14 protein-coding genes are annotated in these 15,605 nt (G+C 49.3%); 11 read left to right on the top strand and 3 right to left on the bottom strand.

What is annotated here, in order from left to right; genetic code table 11:
- Nucleotides 1-260 precede the first annotated feature (260 nt).
- The 9 genes from DXT99_RS11755 (at nt 261) to DXT99_RS11715 (ending at nt 10,213) form a co-directional block, all read left to right on the top strand.
- The gene (locus DXT99_RS11755; protein ID WP_115565750.1) at nt 261-1,418 is read left to right on the top strand and encodes an XdhC family protein; all 1,158 of its coding nucleotides are present in this window, start codon (nt 261-263) and stop codon (nt 1,416-1,418) included.
- A gap of 29 nt (nt 1,419-1,447) precedes the next feature.
- Nucleotides 1,448-2,032 carry a nucleotidyltransferase family protein gene (locus DXT99_RS11750; protein WP_115565749.1) on the top strand — a complete coding sequence of 195 codons (585 nt, stop codon included), beginning with the start codon at nt 1,448-1,450 and terminating at the stop codon, nt 2,030-2,032.
- Nucleotides 2,033-2,133: 101 nt separating this feature from the next.
- A complete protein-coding gene (locus tag DXT99_RS11745; protein WP_115565748.1) occupies nt 2,134-2,595 on the top strand; it encodes a (2Fe-2S)-binding protein in 462 nt (153 codons plus the stop codon).
- Nucleotides 2,596-2,597: 2 nt separating this feature from the next.
- The gene (locus DXT99_RS11740; protein WP_115565747.1) at nt 2,598-4,742 is read left to right on the top strand and encodes a xanthine dehydrogenase family protein molybdopterin-binding subunit; all 2,145 of its coding nucleotides are present in this window, start codon (nt 2,598-2,600) and stop codon (nt 4,740-4,742) included.
- 316 nt (nt 4,743-5,058) lie between these two features.
- Nucleotides 5,059-6,048 (top strand): GTP 3',8-cyclase MoaA, encoded by a 990-nt coding sequence (gene moaA, locus DXT99_RS11735; protein WP_115565746.1) that lies wholly within the window; start codon nt 5,059-5,061, stop codon nt 6,046-6,048.
- Between the two features lie 109 nt (nt 6,049-6,157).
- Complete coding sequence (locus DXT99_RS11730) at nt 6,158-7,363, top strand: molybdopterin molybdotransferase MoeA (protein ID WP_115565745.1); 1,206 nt, start codon at nt 6,158-6,160, stop codon at nt 7,361-7,363.
- 106 nt (nt 7,364-7,469) lie between these two features.
- Complete coding sequence (gene moaC, locus DXT99_RS11725) at nt 7,470-7,946, top strand: cyclic pyranopterin monophosphate synthase MoaC (RefSeq protein ID WP_115565744.1); 477 nt, start codon at nt 7,470-7,472, stop codon at nt 7,944-7,946.
- The gene (locus DXT99_RS11720; RefSeq protein WP_246000665.1) at nt 7,906-9,084 is read left to right on the top strand and encodes an NTP transferase domain-containing protein; all 1,179 of its coding nucleotides are present in this window, start codon (nt 7,906-7,908) and stop codon (nt 9,082-9,084) included. The genes moaC and DXT99_RS11720 overlap by 41 nt, the downstream gene beginning before the upstream one ends.
- 70 nt (nt 9,085-9,154) lie before the next feature.
- Nucleotides 9,155-10,213, top strand: coding sequence for a HesA/MoeB/ThiF family protein (locus DXT99_RS11715; RefSeq protein ID WP_115565743.1), 1,059 nt, complete (start codon nt 9,155-9,157; stop codon nt 10,211-10,213).
- 27 nt (nt 10,214-10,240) lie between these two features.
- On the opposite strand, the gene DXT99_RS11710 is transcribed toward DXT99_RS11715, so the two are convergent.
- From DXT99_RS11710 to gloA2, 3 genes are all read right to left on the bottom strand, one after another.
- Complete coding sequence (locus tag DXT99_RS11710) at nt 10,241-10,711, bottom strand: GNAT family N-acetyltransferase (RefSeq protein ID WP_115565742.1); 471 nt, start codon at nt 10,709-10,711, stop codon at nt 10,241-10,243.
- Nucleotides 10,712-10,846: 135 nt separating this feature from the next.
- Nucleotides 10,847-11,911, bottom strand: a complete 1,065-nt coding sequence (locus DXT99_RS11705; RefSeq protein ID WP_115565741.1) for a ferredoxin--NADP reductase — start codon at nt 11,909-11,911, stop codon at nt 10,847-10,849.
- Nucleotides 11,912-11,966: 55 nt separating this feature from the next.
- Nucleotides 11,967-12,356 carry an SMU1112c/YaeR family gloxylase I-like metalloprotein gene (gloA2, locus tag DXT99_RS11700; protein WP_115565740.1) on the bottom strand — a complete coding sequence of 130 codons (390 nt, stop codon included), beginning with the start codon at nt 12,354-12,356 and terminating at the stop codon, nt 11,967-11,969.
- A gap of 403 nt (nt 12,357-12,759) precedes the next feature.
- Here gloA2 and DXT99_RS11695 point away from each other — a divergent pair, with 403 nt between their 5' ends.
- Both DXT99_RS11695 and DXT99_RS11690 read left to right on the top strand, forming a co-directional pair.
- Nucleotides 12,760-14,040 carry an NAD(P)/FAD-dependent oxidoreductase gene (locus tag DXT99_RS11695; RefSeq protein WP_394851326.1) on the top strand — a complete coding sequence of 427 codons (1,281 nt, stop codon included), beginning with the start codon at nt 12,760-12,762 and terminating at the stop codon, nt 14,038-14,040.
- An 8-nt stretch (nt 14,041-14,048) separates the two neighbouring features.
- Nucleotides 14,049-15,605, top strand: a complete 1,557-nt coding sequence (locus DXT99_RS11690) for a 4Fe-4S binding protein (RefSeq protein ID WP_115565738.1) — start codon at nt 14,049-14,051, stop codon at nt 15,603-15,605.

Raw genomic sequence — 15,605 nt, 5'->3', positions numbered from 1 at the left:
CTTTAGATTGATTTGCGTCGTGTTGATTGGCCTCTTTTCTGGCTTACTGCTACAACTTGCGTAGCATTTGCATTGGCTAATATAGCGTAATTTTAGCAATCGTGTTGCATGATGATAGTCTTCTGCAGCTCGATTTGATCCTGCAAGGGAACCGGTTGAAGCTAAATCTCCTTGTATACGTTATATAAGCCACGACAGAAATTAGTAACTTGCTATCTTATCACACTGCTCGTTTTTAAGATAGAATGAAATAGTCTGAGATGAAGGAAGTGCAGGACATAGTGCGGGCTTTTGAAGAAGCCCAGAAGGAAGGCAGACAAACGGCGCTGGCAACGGTAGTGCATGTGCAGGGCTCTTCTTACAGACGGCCCGGCGCCCGTATGCTCGTAAACGAAGACGGCAAACTGACAGGTGCCATCAGCGGCGGTTGCCTAGAGGGGGACGCGCTCAGAAAAGCAAGGCTGGCGATGGTACAGCAAAAGGCGATGCTGGTGACGTATGATACCACCGATGAAGATGATGCCAAACTGGGCGTAGGCCTGGGTTGTAACGGTATCATACAGATTCTGATTGAACCCATCGACCCGGAGGATCCGGAAAATCCTGTCGCGCTGCTTCAATCCTTTTTAAGTAATCGCCTGCATGCGGTAATGGTCACGCTGTTTTCCCTGGACTACCAGGCAACCGTGCAGCCGGGAACCTGTTTATTTACTTCTGAAGGGGGTGCCATAACAGGCAGTTTTCAGGACAAATCCCTGGAGAAGGCGCTTATTGCTGATGCGCAGCAAGTGTTAAAGGATCGTGCTTCTATGACGAAGACATATGCGACACCTCAGACGGTTCTTACCGGTTTCATAGAATTACTGAAGCCTGCCGTTTCTCTCATCATAGCAGGTGCAGGAAACGATGCCATTCCGCTTACAGAGATGGCATCCATACTCGGATGGCAGACAACTGTAGTAGACGGACGCGCAAATTACGCTACGGCAGAAAGATTCCCTGTTGCACAGCAGGTACTTGTAGTAAAGCCAGAGCAGGTTTTGCCGAAAATAAAGCTGGACGAACAAACCGTTTTCGTGCTGATGACGCACAACTATAACTACGATACTGCTATGCTGCGCCAACTGCTACCGCTGCGTATGCCTTACGTGGGTGTGCTCGGCCCTAAAAAGAAATTGGAGCGGATGCTGGAAGAACTACAGGAGGAGGGTATGCAGCTAAGCGAAGAAGACTTGAAAAGCATCTATGGTCCTGTTGGATTGGATATAGGGTCAGAAACGTCTGAGGAAATTGCGCTTGCTGTTGTTTCCGAGATAAAGGCAGTGCTCTCCAAAAGAGCAGGCACGCCTCTTCGTGATAAACAGGATGTTATTCATTCGCGTGAGCAGGAAAAAATCAGGCAGGTGACGCTGGAGTAGTACAAAGGATGACAAAGAAAAGTAGATAAATGACAGGACTTGTTTTATTAGCAGCAGGAGCATCAAAACGCCTGGGTAAGCCGAAGCAGGAGCTACATTACCAGGGGAAAACGCTGTTGCAACACGCTATAGATGTTGCTGTTGCATCTGCTTGTAAGCCAATTGTAATGATAACAGGAGCTAATGCAGAGAAGCTTTCTACCGGAAATATGGATGAGGCTATCATTACAGTACATAATCCGGAGTGGCAGGAGGGAATGGCTTCCTCTATTCGTTTAGGACTTGATAAACTAATGGCTGTTGAACCTGAAGTCTCAGATGTCATCCTGATGGTGTGTGACCAGCCATTTGTAGATGCCGCACTGTTAGATAAACTTATTCAGACGAAACAGGAGAGTGGCAAAGGCATAGTGGCCTGTGCTTATGGAAACACCTTGGGTACGCCTGCCTTGTTTGATAAAGCTTACTTTACGGAGCTGATGGCGCTGAGCGGGAAAGGGGGAGCCAAAGAGTTTTTATTCAGGTACAATACCGATACTGCCGCTGTTCCTTTTCCTCAGGGCGCTGTTGATATCGATACTGCTGCTGACTATGATTTCTTATTGTCGTCATAGTCAGTGTCTTAGGCAGATATATTTTAGCTGTTTTTTGAATTTCCTACTGCATACTGGCAATATTTAATTAATTTAGAATTTAATCTCATACATAGATTCATATGGCCACTTATAAGCTGCAAATCAACGGTCGAAGCTACGAGGCCGACGTTGAGGCAGACACTCCTTTATTGTGGGTGCTGCGCGACAACCTGGGGTTAGTCGGAACCAAGTACGGGTGCGGCATTGCGCAATGCGGCGCGTGTACGGTTCACGTGAACGGGGATGCCGTTCGCTCCTGCGTTTACCCGGTTTCTGCCGTAGGCACCTCCAAAGTCACGACCATAGAAGGACTTTCTGAAAACGGTGACCATCCGGTGCAGTTAGCCTGGAACGAAGTAGACGTGGCGCAATGTGGCTACTGCCAGGCGGGCCAGATAATGGCAGCAACCGCCTTGCTCAACAAGAACCCGAACCCGACGCAGGAAGAAATCGATAACACGATGAACGGAAATATCTGCCGTTGCGGCACCTATCACCGTATTCGTGAAGCCGTTGCTTTAGCCGCCAATAAATCTAAATAGCCATGTCAAGTTTATCTAAACCAAGCAGACGCAATTTTATGAAGCTGGCCGCTACGGCAAGTGGCGGTCTCTTCCTGGGTTTCAGCTGGACCAGCTCTGTCGCTTCGGCGCTGGAGGTAGTAAGCGATACAGCCATTGCCGCAGGTGAAATTGAATTCAACAGCTTCTTAGCGCTTTCGCCAGACGGTATTGTGACCATCTTTTCCCCTAACCCGGAGCTGGGCCAGAACATCAAAACCTCTTTCCCGATGATTGTGGCCGAGGAACTCGACGCAGACTGGACAAAGGTGAAGGTGGTGCAGGCTCCATTAGATACAAATAAGTTTGAGCGCCAGGTAACTGGTGGTAGCGGTGCCGTTCCGCATTCCTGGGATCGCCTGCGCACAGCCGGTGCCACCGCACGCCATATGTTAATGGAAGCAGCTGCCAAGCGCTGGAAGGTGTCGGCCAGCACTCTCACCACTGATAATGGGATGGTGGTGCACCAGGCAACTGGCCGCAAACTGAGCTATGGCGATCTGGCGACCGAGGCTTCAAAAGTACCGGTTCCAAAGGACGTAAAGCTGAAGGACCCGAAAAACTTTAAGCTGATTGGTACAGCGGTACGCAACGTGGATAATCATGAGATGATCACGGGCAAGCCCCTTTATGGCATGGATGTCTATAAAGAAGGTATGTTGTTTGCCATGATTCAGCGCCCGAAGGCCTTCGGTATGAAATTGAAGTCAGTGGATGCCGCCGCAGCAAAGGCCATGCCTGGTATTGTGGACGTGGTGACCTTCAAAAGCAATGTAGCCGTGGTGGGTAAATCTACCTGGCAGGTAAATAAAGCCCGTAAAGCCCTTAAATTAGAATACGAGGAGGATGCTCCGCTTGAAAGCAGTACTGATCATGATCGTATTTTCAAAGAACTGCTGGACAGCCCGGATGCAACTGTTCACAGGAAAGATGGTGATGTAGCGGCAGCCTTCCAGAAGGCGGCGAAGGTTATCAAGAGCGAGTACCAGTGCCCGTTCCTGCCCCACAGCCCGATGGAGCCCATGAACTTTTTCGCGCATGTGCGCCTGGATGGGGTAGAACTGGCAGGACCTACCCAAACTCCTGAAAGAGCACGCAGCGAGGTAGCAAAGTTGCTTAACATTGCTCCAGAGAAAGTAACGGTGGAGTTAACCCGACTCGGTGGTGGGTTTGGCAGAAGGCTGAGTGCCGACTACGTGGTGGAGGCAGCTGAACTTTCCAGCATCATCAAAGCACCGGTAAAAGTTATATGGACCCGCGAAGATGACATGACAGGCGGTACGTATCGCCCGGCGGTGCGTTACCGCTTTGAGGCCGCCCTCGATGCCAAAGGCAATATGATTGGCTACAAACTGCGTGGTGTGGGAATGAGCTCCGGTAATCCGACCCGTGAAGACAATTTCCCATCTGGTAGCGTAGACAACCTGCTGATTGATTCGGTAGAGCACAAATCGCCGATTACCACAGGCCCATGGCGCGCACCAATTACCAATTTCCTGGCATTTGCAGAGCAATCGTTTTTGGACGAGGTGGCTCAGGCAGCCGGCAAAGACCCCGTGCAGTTCCGCCTGGAGTTGCTGGCTAAAGCAAAGAAAGCACCTGTAGGTGAAATCAAGTATGACATCGACCGTATGAAAGGTGTCATTGATTTAGCTGTGGAAAAATCCGGCTGGGGCAGGAAGAAAGGAGTAGCGCAGGGATTCAGCGTTTATTTCTCACACAGGTCTTATGTGGCCCAGGTAGGAGAGGTAGCGGTGAAGAATAATGTTCCAGTCGTAACAAAGGTATACGCTGCCTGCGATTGTGGTATGGTGGTTAACCTGAGTGGCGCTTATCAGCAGGTAAAGGGTGGAATCGTGGATGGCCTCGGTCATGCAATGTACAGCAACCTCACGTTCAAAAATGGGGCACCGGACCAGAAAAACTTTAACAATTACCGGCTGATTCGCCTGAAGGAAGTGCCTGAGGTGGATGTTTATTTTGTTAACAACGGCATAAACCCAACCGGTTTAGGTGAACCGGCGCTTCCGCCAACTGGTGGGGCTGTTGCAAATGCCATTTACAAAGCAACAGGCAAGCGACTGCGAAACCAGCCATTTATAGAGCAGGCAGAGTTAAAAACCGTTTAAAAGAACTTTATATAGAATAAGATGGGACATGTCGCCAAGTGTAAAGCTCAACCTGACACTGGCGACATGTTTCTTTTTTCAGGGATGGTGATATAGTTTTGATGTATAAAAGAATACCCACCCCTGCCCCTCCGAGGAGGGGAATTTCTACAAGTATAATTTATTCCCCTCCGTGGAGGGGCAGGGATGGGTCCTTTTTGTACTTCGCGTAACCAGAAAGAATCAAACTAAGGTATCGGAAAAGTGGTTACAGAAACAGGCATGCTGCGGAGAGATTTCTGCAATACCCTTCACCAGAATTTCAGAGGAACAAAAGATGTTGATAGACAAACACGGAAGAAAGATAAACTACTTAAGGCTGGCGGTAACAGACAGGTGCAACCTGCGCTGCTTTTACTGTATGCCGGAGGAGGGGCTTGACTGGCTGGGCAGAAAGGAATTGATGACCTATGAAGAGATGCTCCACATTTGTTCTGTGATGGTGAAAATGGGGATAGAGAAAATACGCATCACGGGAGGGGAGCCTTTCGTGCGGAAAGAATTTATGTCCTTTTTAACTAAACTGTCTAAGCTGCAGGGCCTGCAGGAACTTACCATTACCACAAACGGCGTACTAACTGCTCCCTTTGTCCCTGAGCTTAAGAAACTAGGCGTAAAATCCGTTAACCTCAGCCTTGATACCCTCGACAGAAACCGGTTTTTCGCTATCACGCGCCGGGATGAACTGCCAAAGGTATTGGAAACCATGGAAGCCTTGCTGCACCACGACATAGAGGTAAAACTGAATGCAGTGGTCATGGAGGGTAAGAACACAGATGATATTCTGCCCCTTGTAGAACTTACCAAAGACTTACCAGTCAGTGTCCGTTTCATTGAGGAGATGCCCTTTAACGGGGAAGGCAACCACTACACCAGCCTTACCTGGGACCATGTACAGATACTAAATACCATCAAAGATAAGTATCCTGATATCCAGAAAGTCCCTGACGCACCTTTTTCAACCTCTTATAACTACCAGGTTCCCGGCCACAAAGGCAATGTAGGAGTAATTGCAGCTTATACGCGTTCGTTCTGCGGCACCTGCAACCGTATCAGGCTTACCCCACTTGGCGTACTGAAAACGTGCCTGTATGGTGATGGTGTGATGAATGTAAAAGACCTCATGCGTGCAGGTGCCGGCGAAACTGCATTACAGGCAGCTTTGATGGATGCTATTGGTAAGAAAGAGATAAACGGCTGGGAAGCGGAGAGAAACAGTTTAGAACGTTCTTCTCTAAATGCTTCCATGGCCACTATCGGAGGATAGTTTTTACCACCACCCATAATCCTGTTCCTTTATTCTTAGGAATACAACTGATGCACTTCACTCATCAGTGAGAAAATCATTTACACAGACTCAAATCCCATTTTCAGATATGGTTCAAGTTGAGGAAGCAGAAGCAATCATTAAGGCAGAAGTTAAAGATTTCGGTACGGAAAGCGTGCCGTTTGAAGAGGCTTTAGGCAGAGTGTTAGCCGAAGATTTAAAAGCAGACAGAGACATGCCACCTTATAACCGTGTGGCCATGGATGGCATTGCATTTCGGTATGAGGCGATTGAACAAGGTATTCAAACTTTCAACATCACCGCGACACAGGCAGCAGGAGACAAGCCTGTAGAAATCCAGTCTGCAGAAGAATGCGTTGAAATTATGACGGGGGCCGCTTTACCCGCCTCCACAGATACAGTGGTAAGGTATGAGGACCTGGTGATACAGGACGGGATGGCAACCCTCCAAACAAACGGAATCAACAAAGGCCAAAATATACATGCGCAGGGGAAAGATAAAAAGCAGCAGGAGCCTGTTGCGTTGGCGAGTCAGGTAGTTACTCCTGCGCTTATAGGCGTAGCTGCAGCAGTGGGAGCGAAGGAACTGCAGGTAAAAACGCTTCCGAAGGTGGTGGTGATTTCTACCGGAGATGAACTGGTGAAAGTAGAGGAAACACCCTTGCCTTACCAGATAAGGCGCTCTAACAGTTATACCATAAAAGCTGCTCTACAGCAATATGGCTTGCAGGCTGACTTGCTGCATATTCCTGATGACGTAGCCACTCTGAAGCGGCAGCTGAACAATTGCCTGCAACAGTATGATGTGCTCATCCTGAGTGGAGGCATCTCTATGGGGAAATTTGATTATGTGCCGCAGGTGCTGGAAGAGTTGGCGGTAACGAAGCTTTTCCATAAAGTGAAGCAAAGGCCGGGGAAGCCGTTTTGGTTCGGGAAGCATGACAATGGCGTGCATGTGTTTGCTTTACCGGGTAATCCGGTCTCCACCTTCATGTGCTTTCACCGGTATTTTCTGCCCTGGCTCCAGGCGTGCCTGGGTATTGGGGCAAAATCAAGTCTATATGCTGCGTTAAGCAAGGACATCACTTTTAACCCTTCCTTACAGTATTTCCTGCAGGTGAACATAAGCCTGAACGAGCAGGGGCAAATGCTGGCCACACCGCTGGAGGGCAACGGCTCCGGCGACTTTGCCAACCTGGTAGAGGCAGATGCTTTTTTGGAGCTTCCCGCTGAAGGGTGTAACTTTAAGCAGGGAGAGGTATACCGGGTGTGGCCTTTCAGGCGGAAGGTTTAAACTATAATACCCGAAGCTTTCCTTAGAGCATGTTTAAATTTCGTTTTCGCTTGCAAAGTATGAATTTTAAACATACTCTAAGTACTCAGATTCTTAAGACTATAGCATGAGTGAATTTTCACACTTAGACAAAGAGGGAAAAGCCACGATGGTGGATGTAAGCGGGAAGCAGGTGACTCACCGCACTGCCACAGCAAGAAGCATCGTGGTGCTGCCATCCGAAGTACTGGAGAAATTTACCGCAGACGATATACAGACGAAGAAAGGCTCCGTATTCCAAACAGCTATTATTGCAGGTGTGATGGCGGCGAAGAAGACCGGCGACCTGATTCCGCTCTGCCACCCGATTGGTATGGATAACTGCAACATCAGCATTCAGATAAACGAGCAGCAGGAAGTGGTGATTGACTGCACGGCCAGCATCACGGCGAAAACGGGTATCGAAATGGAGGCTTTGGTCGGGGCATCTGTGGCAGCGCTCACCGTATATGATATGTGTAAGGCCCTGAGCCATGATATTGTCATCAAAGAAACGAAGCTGATTGAAAAAACAGGAGGAAAGCGTGACTTCAAAAGAGCATAAAAAACACAGTGTAATTTCGAGGCCTGCGTATGGCAACTTCGCACGCAACGAGTGGGCAATAGTGGGCACACCTTGTGGAGCTATCAAAACGCTGGCGGATGCGGTTATTAAGGCTCTGTCTGCTGATTATAAATGCGCGTATGTAGATGCTTCGCATGCCCATTCAGATGGGGGTGAGACTCTGCCCGGCCGCATGGCAGCAGGTGCTGTAGCAGAATATACCGACCAAATCAGTTACCATCAGTTTGACTTAAACACTGAGTTGGATCCTTTCCAATTCAGACAGTTCTTTTCTGATATGGATGCGGTGCTGGTAAATGGAAACCACCAGCAGGCGAAAGCGCAGGTGGTGGTGATAGATGAAAGTAAAAAAGCATCCCTACAAAAGCGCCTGGAACAGCTCACGAATGTGCAGCTTATCTTGTTGGCTGATAATGCAAAGGAGGTGTTTGACTTTGTGCAGGAGGTGATTCCGGATTGGCAGAAACTGCCCCTGTATCGGCTGAGTGAAACAGATAAGATTATCACCTTCTTTCAGAAGCAATTGCAGCAGGCAAAGCCAGTGCTGAACGGATTGGTATTAGCGGGAGGAAAAAGTGTGCGCATGGGGCAAGATAAAGGAACCATGCAGTGGCACGGGAAAGAGCAGCGGTATTATGTAGCGGACCTGCTAAAGCAATTCTGTCCGGAGGTGTTTATTTCCTGTCGCCCCGAGCAACAGGAAGAATTTGACAGCAACTACAAAACAGTGGTAGATACCTTTACAGGTTTAGGCCCTTATGGCGCTATCCTTTCTGCGTTTCGGGAGCAGCCGGATGCGGCCTGGCTGGTAGTAGCCTGCGACCTGCCTTTGCTGGACCAGCATACCTTGCAGCGCCTGACTGATAACAGAAGTATTTCTTCTGTTGCTACGACTTTTGAGAGCCCGCATGATGGTTTCCCGGAGCCGCTCATTACCATTTGGGAGCCGAAAAGCTACCCGCTGTTGCTCGCTTTCCTGGCCCAGGGGTACACGTGCCCGCGCAAGGTCTTACGTAACAGCGACATCAACATGTTGAAGCCTATAAACCCTGATGCACTCCTGAATGTCAACACGCCGGAAGAATCTGAGAAAGTGAAACAGATGATGCAGGAGTAATTCATCAGACATCAGTATTTTAATTTCCCAGACTTAAATCATCTTATTTCAGAACCAAAAGAATACCCTCATGCAACCCGACTTACTGCGATACAGCTGCCAGATGTCTTTACCAGGCTTCAGCGAGACTTCACAAAAACAACTGCAAAATGCACGTGTGCTTATTGTAGGAACAGGAGGTTTAGGCTGTCCTGCGGCACAGTATTTAACGTCGGCAGGAGTGGGTACTATTGGTATAGCGGATTTTGATACGGTGTCGGTCAGCAATCTGCACCGGCAGATTTTGTTTACGCCGGAGGAGGTAGGCCAGAAAAAAGCCTTAGTAGCATGTGAGAAGCTACAAAAGCAAAACCCCGGCGTAAAGCTGGTGCCGCATGATGTAAAAGTCACTTCTAATAATGTAATGGACCTCCTGCAGGACTATGACCTGGTGCTGGATGGAACAGATAATTTTGACACCACCTACCTGTTAAATGATGCCTGTGTGCTGGCTGATAAACCCTTGGTGTACGGTGCTATTTATCAATTTGAAGGGCAGGTAGCGGTGTGGAATGCACCCAATGAGGACGGAACAAGAACCCCGAACTACAGGGACATTTTTCCGGATGTAGACGCTTCTCAGGTGCCTAATTGTGCGGAAGGGGGTGTGATACCCACGCTGGCAGGTATGATAGGCTGCATGCAAGCGAATGAGGTGATCAAGTACATCACAAAAACAGGGGAGGTGCTGACTGGGAAAATGCTGCTGGTGGATGCACAAACTATGCAAAGCCGCATCATCAAAATCGGTACCGTAACCAATACAAGCATCACGACTTTACCGGAAACAGATTTTGTGCCCACTATCACTGCCCCTGAGTTAAAAGCAGGTATAGAACAGGGAGTTTATGAACTGGTGGATGTACGGAATACAGCTGAACGCTTGCTGTACAGTATAGGAGGGAAGCATGTGCCGCTCGATAAAGTAGAGCAGGACACTTCTTTTCTGGAAACAGGAAAGCCAGTGGTTTTCTATTGTGCCTCCGGAAAGCGAAGCGCCGAAGCAGCAAAGCTTATTCGGAATAAGTATCCCAATGTGGAGGCGCTTTCACTGGAGGGTGGTGTAAAAGCCTGGATGGAGCAGGGTTAAAAGAAGAAACCTGTCCTGGTTAGCAGTCTAGGCATCAACTTTATGGTCGGCTACTACCTTTTTCATGCACACGCTGTTCTCTACATTTTCATACTGGCCGTAGTTAGGCATGATTTGATAGTCGCTTTTGGTATATAACCGTATGGCTTCCGGTTGGGCCTTTCCTGTTTCTAAAATAAGGGTATGAAAGCCTATCTCGGCCGCCCATTTTTCTAGCTCGCTCAATATCTTTCCTGCAATTCCTTTCCCGCGAAACGCAGGCCGCACGTACATGCGCTTCACTTCACCGGTGCCTTCTGCATAAGCCTTTACAGCCCCGCAGCCCACTGCCTGCTCCTGTTGATAAGCCACTACGGCATGCTTTATCATGTCTATCTTATTAAACTGCGCATAAAAGCTGTGGTCTTCTCCATCTCTGATACTTAGATCCGCATCGAGAAGGCGTACAAGCTCTACAAAGTCTTTATTGCTGGAGTCTGTCCGGGTTACAGTTACCATGGCTTTTTAAGGTTTAATTTGACAAGATAAATGTAGCACTTTAATTCAATCCTATTTCTATAAAACTGTTTGGTATTCGTCGCAGGAAAGTTGAAGATACACCATGTAACCAGTAGTATACTTACCTTTCAATCTTTACATTACCTCCAGCACTACTTCTCCTCCAAAGGGGTAGCCTACACAAGTCAGCGTTAAACCTCTGGCGAGATCCTTTTCGGTTAGCACTTCGTTATAGGACATCCACACCTGGCCTTTTGTGCAACGGGCGGCGCAGCTGCCGCACTTACCGGCTTCGCAACTATAAGGGAGTGGCATACCAGCCTTGTTAGCTGCCTGTAAAATGGTTGTCGGGTGCTGTACCTGCACGTTGTACTCCCGGCCTTTGAAATGCAGTGTCACCTGGTGCGAATCAGTATCGGGTGGCAGGAGCGGTACCTTCACCTTTGTCGTGCTGAAATTCTCCCGCCTGATGTTATCGTTCGGGACCTCAACCTGTCGCAGGGCATAGAAGCACATGCGCATATAGGTGGTTGGTCCGCAGAGGTAAAACAGCGTCTGGTGGTATGGAGCCACGGCGTATTGCCGCAACAGGTCCTGCAGCAGGTCTTTGTAAAGCCTGGCCCGTGACAGATCCGGAGAAACACTATACAGGAACTCAATGTGGAGCTGCTCCGGGAAGGCTTGCGCCAGTTGCTCCAGCTCCTTCCGGAAAATAGCTTTTTTAGGGTTGTTGTTGCTGTAAATGAGCACCACTTTTAGCGCAGGGTAAGCATATAGTAAAGTCTTGAGCATGGAAAATACAGGGGTGATGCCGCTACCAGCCGCCAGCAGGAAGAACTGCTTATACTGGCGCATATCGTCAGGTAAGGTGAAGAGGCCTGAGGCACCGATGGTGTAGAGTTTGTCGCCTACCCGGGCTTTGTCAATTAACTCCCTTGAAAAAAAGCCGTTCTCTACGCGTTTTACGCCTATGGTCAGCGGTTCCTGCAGCGCTGGAGTGGAGGTAATGGAGTAGGAGCGGCGTACTTCCCCGCTGTGGCCCTGGTGGGCAAAAGTCAGGTACTGCCCCGGCTGATACTGAATATCTTTTGCATCGTCGCCTCCAAACACAAAGGTTTTTACCCCGGGGGCCTCCTCCCGAATGTCAGTGATGGTTATGGCTATGTAATCCGGATTTGTCGCTAATTCATTTTCTTCCATACTGTAGGTTCTTACGGAAGTTCAAATTAAAAAGGTCCTGCTGGAGGAGAAGGCGTTAGATTTCGTACAACTCCAGTGGCAGATCATCGGGGTCAGAAAAGAAAGTAAAGCGCTTGCCGGTATACTCATCTACACGAACTGGTTCGGGAGTTATACCCTGCCGTTGCAGTTCCTGCACAGCGGCCTTGATGTCTGCTACCTCAAAAGCAAGGTGGCGCAACCCACTTGCCTCTGGTCGGGAAGGCCGCTGAGGAGGAGCAGGGAAGGAGAACAGCTCGATTATATATTCCCCGTTCAACGCCAGGTCAAGCTTGTAAGACTGTCGCTCTGCCCGGTACACCTCCCGGATAACCTCCAGGCCAAGTATGGTGGTGTAGAAGTGTTTTGAAATTTCATAGTCAGAGCAGATAATGGCAATGTGGTGAATTTTGTGTAGTTGAAGCATATGCTGCAAGGGGTTGAACGCCTGAAATGGAAAAGCTAGTTTACAGCAACCGGCACTTTAAACCTAGCAGGTCCGGGTAAATTCTGCGGCTATACCTGCTTTCGGCTACCGGTACAGTAAATTCCGCTTTAAAAGCTTTATCTTTAGTATCCGCTTCCCAGCCCGTGTTAAGCAGGGGTGGTTGCAAAAGGTTGAACAACTGTAAGAGCTGGCGGTTACACCCAAAGATACATCGTGGCACAGCAGGCTGATTATTTTGCTGTACAATACTATACACAAACGGGAATTAGCATCAAAAAGAAAAGAATTATAAGTGAGCGATAACCCTGAAAAGAGCACCAGCAAAGGGCGCAAAATCGTCATCATCGGGAATGGCATAGCAGGCGTTACCTGTGCGCGCCATATCCGCAAAAGAGACAGTGCAGCACAGATCTTCCTCATATCTGGCGAAACAGAGCATTTCTTCTCCCGCACGGCGCTGATGTACCTCTACATGGGGCACATGAAGTATAAAAACATAAAGCCCTACGAAGATTATTTCTGGGGCAAAAACCGGCTGCAACTAGTGTATGACTGGGTAACAGGGATTGATTTTGAGGAGAAAACCCTGCAGCTACAACAGCATGACTCTATTTCCTACGACACCTTGATACTGGCCACAGGCTCTGTTGCAAATAAATACGGATGGCCGGGGCAGGACCTGCAGGGCGTGCAGGGCTTGTATAGCTACCAGGACCTGGAACAGATGGAGGCGAATACTATCTCGTGTAAGCGGGCAGTAGTAGTAGGGGGTGGACTTATCGGTATTGAGATGGCAGAGATGCTGCGCAGCCGCGACATTCCCGTTACCTTTCTGGTGCGCGAGGAAAACTTCTGGGGAAACGTGCTCCCGAAGGAGGAGGCGCAGCTGGTGAACCGGCATGTGCTGGAGCATCACATTGATCTGAAACTGGTATATGAGCTAAAGGAGATTCTGGATGATGGTACCGGTAAAGTAGGTGGCGTTGTCACCTCCGCAGGAGAGCGAATCGATTGCCAGTTTGTGGGATTGGCGGTAGGGGTGAGCCCTAATATTTCATTGTTCAAAGATACACCACTGGAGACTAACCGGGGGATACTGGTAGACGAGTACTTTGCCACCAACATACCGGACATTTATGCCATCGGCGACTGTGCCGAGTTTCGAACACCGGTCGTGCACCGCAGAAGCGTAGAACAGACGTGGTATACAGGCCGCATGCATGGCGAAACGCTGGCCTACAGCCTCACCCAAAAGCCAGTGCCTTACCACCCCGGTGCCTGGTTTAACTCCGCTAAATTTCTTGATATTGAATATCAGACCTATGGCGTCGTGCCCGCCAGGTGGGGCGATGAGTTGCAGTCGCTGTACTGGGAACATAACGAGGGCAAAATCTGTTTTAGAGCGATGTTCGAAGCCGATACCAAAGTGCTGACTGGCGTTAACGCTTTCGGGCTGCGCCTGCGGCACGATTTCTTTGACAAGGCCCTCCGAAACGGCAGCACCATAGAAGAAGTGCTTGCCAGGCTGGACAAGGCAGATTTCAACGGCGAGTTTTTCGATAAAGGCTATCAGCAGGATATTGTACGGGCGTACAACGAGCAGTTTGATGCATCGCTGCCGGTTCATAAGAAAAAGGGCCTGTTTTCGTTTTTAAGGAGTTAATCCACACCATGAAGTATATAAAACCTATCGGACTGACGCTGTTTTTAGCATCGCTGGTCTTTTTTACCTCGCTGTTGTTTCTGGGGCAGTTCCGGCTCACGGATGCTGTTTTACAGGAAGCGGTGAGTGAGGAGCATTACCCTATTCTGAAGGAGGAATTGGCGCCTATGATAGGCGAAACATACGACTACAACTTTACCTTTGCCAGTGACTTTAACGCTTACTTCGGAGCCTACAACGACAGGCTAAGGATAGAGGGGCAGTATGAAAAGGTGATTTGGGATGATTACGCTTTCTCAGTCACCAAAGCCGCCAGCATAGGCTTTGTCGCCGATAATAAGCTGCTCCTGCTGCTGCTAACAATAGTGGCGGGTTCCCTGGGAGTGCTACTATACGTGTTGCCAACGCCGCAGCATAAAACCGGCGGGCTAAAACAGGAGGGCGTGTACCACTCATCTCTCAAATCAAGAGGCTGGGTGGGTATTGTGGTGGGTACTTACCTGATTGCCTTCTATGTGTTGCTTTATTGGTTTGCCGAGTATATTACTAATTGGGTGTTGCTGGCCGACCCTGTCAGTATTGCCCTCTCCGGCAACCAGGCCAGCAAGTGGTTTATGTATGGCCTTATTTATACACTGGCGATTCTGGTAATGGGCGTGCGCATGTTCCGGAAGTATCGTGGCAACAAATACCAGACACTGCGCACGGCCTCGGTTATGTTTTTTCAGCTGGCGTTCGCTTTCCTGATTCCGGAAATACTGGTGCTGTTCAATAAACCCTGGAACGACTTCAAGCACATCTGGCCCCTGGATTATACTTTCTTTTTTGAGTACCGGGTAGAGAACATGCTGAGCAGCGGCGCCATCGGTATGTTTATGCTGATATGGGGAATCCTGCTCGTCATCATTGGTGTGCCCCTCATGAGCTACTTCTATGGCAAGCGCTGGTATTGCAGTTGGGTATGTGGCTGTGGTGGGTTGGCCGAAACAGCAGGTGACCCGTTCCGTCACCTGTCCACCAAATCTTTAAAAGCCTGGAAAATTGAGCGGTGGATGGTGCACGGTGTGCTGGTGTTTGCAGTCGTAATGACGGCGATGACCATTGCCAATTACTTTGCCGAATTCACCTTGCTCGGCGATGCAACCGGTGTGGTGCACCAATGGTACGGCTTCCTGATTAGTGCCGCCTTTGCCGGTGTGATAGGTGTTGGATTTTACCCGTTCATGGGTAACCGTGTGTGGTGCCGCTATGGATGCCCACTGGCGGCTTATATCGGTATTGTGCAGCGCTTCAAATCCAGGTTCCGGATTACGACAAACGGCGGGCAATGTATTTCCTGCGGCAACTGTTCTACCTATTGCGAAATGGGCATAGACGTGCGCTGGTATGCGCAGCGCGGGCAGAATGTGGTGCGGGCTTCCTGTGTGGGCTGCGGCATTTGTGCTTCTGTGTGTCCGCGGGGTGTGCTGAAGCTGGAGAATGGCCCCGAGCAAGGCCGCATCACCGATATTCCTATCTTAACCGGGAACGACTCCATCACAATCCATCAGACCGTTCGCAGCTAA

The sequence above is a fragment of the Pontibacter diazotrophicus genome (assembly GCF_003367245.1).
GTDB classification, from domain to species: Bacteria; Bacteroidota; Bacteroidia; order Cytophagales; family Hymenobacteraceae; genus Pontibacter; species Pontibacter diazotrophicus.
The sequence above is the reverse complement of the archived record's forward strand: the minus strand, read 5'-3'. Positions and strand labels throughout refer to the sequence as shown.

Coding starts and splice junctions, on each gene's coding strand:
- DXT99_RS11755 (WP_115565750.1), top strand. CDS start 261: ATGAAGGAAGTGCAGGACATAGTGCGGGCTTTTGAAGAAGCCCAGAAG.
- DXT99_RS11750 (WP_115565749.1), top strand. CDS start 1,448: ATGACAGGACTTGTTTTATTAGCAGCAGGAGCATCAAAACGCCTGGGT.
- DXT99_RS11745 (WP_115565748.1), top strand. CDS start 2,134: ATGGCCACTTATAAGCTGCAAATCAACGGTCGAAGCTACGAGGCCGAC.
- DXT99_RS11740 (WP_115565747.1), top strand. CDS start 2,598: ATGTCAAGTTTATCTAAACCAAGCAGACGCAATTTTATGAAGCTGGCC.
- moaA (WP_115565746.1), top strand. CDS start 5,059: ATGTTGATAGACAAACACGGAAGAAAGATAAACTACTTAAGGCTGGCG.
- DXT99_RS11730 (WP_115565745.1), top strand. CDS start 6,158: ATGGTTCAAGTTGAGGAAGCAGAAGCAATCATTAAGGCAGAAGTTAAA.
- moaC (WP_115565744.1), top strand. CDS start 7,470: ATGAGTGAATTTTCACACTTAGACAAAGAGGGAAAAGCCACGATGGTG.
- DXT99_RS11715 (WP_115565743.1), top strand. CDS start 9,155: ATGCAACCCGACTTACTGCGATACAGCTGCCAGATGTCTTTACCAGGC.
- DXT99_RS11710 (WP_115565742.1), bottom strand. CDS start 10,711: ATGGTAACTGTAACCCGGACAGACTCCAGCAATAAAGACTTTGTAGAG.
- DXT99_RS11705 (WP_115565741.1), bottom strand. CDS start 11,911: ATGGAAGAAAATGAATTAGCGACAAATCCGGATTACATAGCCATAACC.
- gloA2 (WP_115565740.1), bottom strand. CDS start 12,356: ATGCTTCAACTACACAAAATTCACCACATTGCCATTATCTGCTCTGAC.
- DXT99_RS11690 (WP_115565738.1), top strand. CDS start 14,049: ATGAAGTATATAAAACCTATCGGACTGACGCTGTTTTTAGCATCGCTG.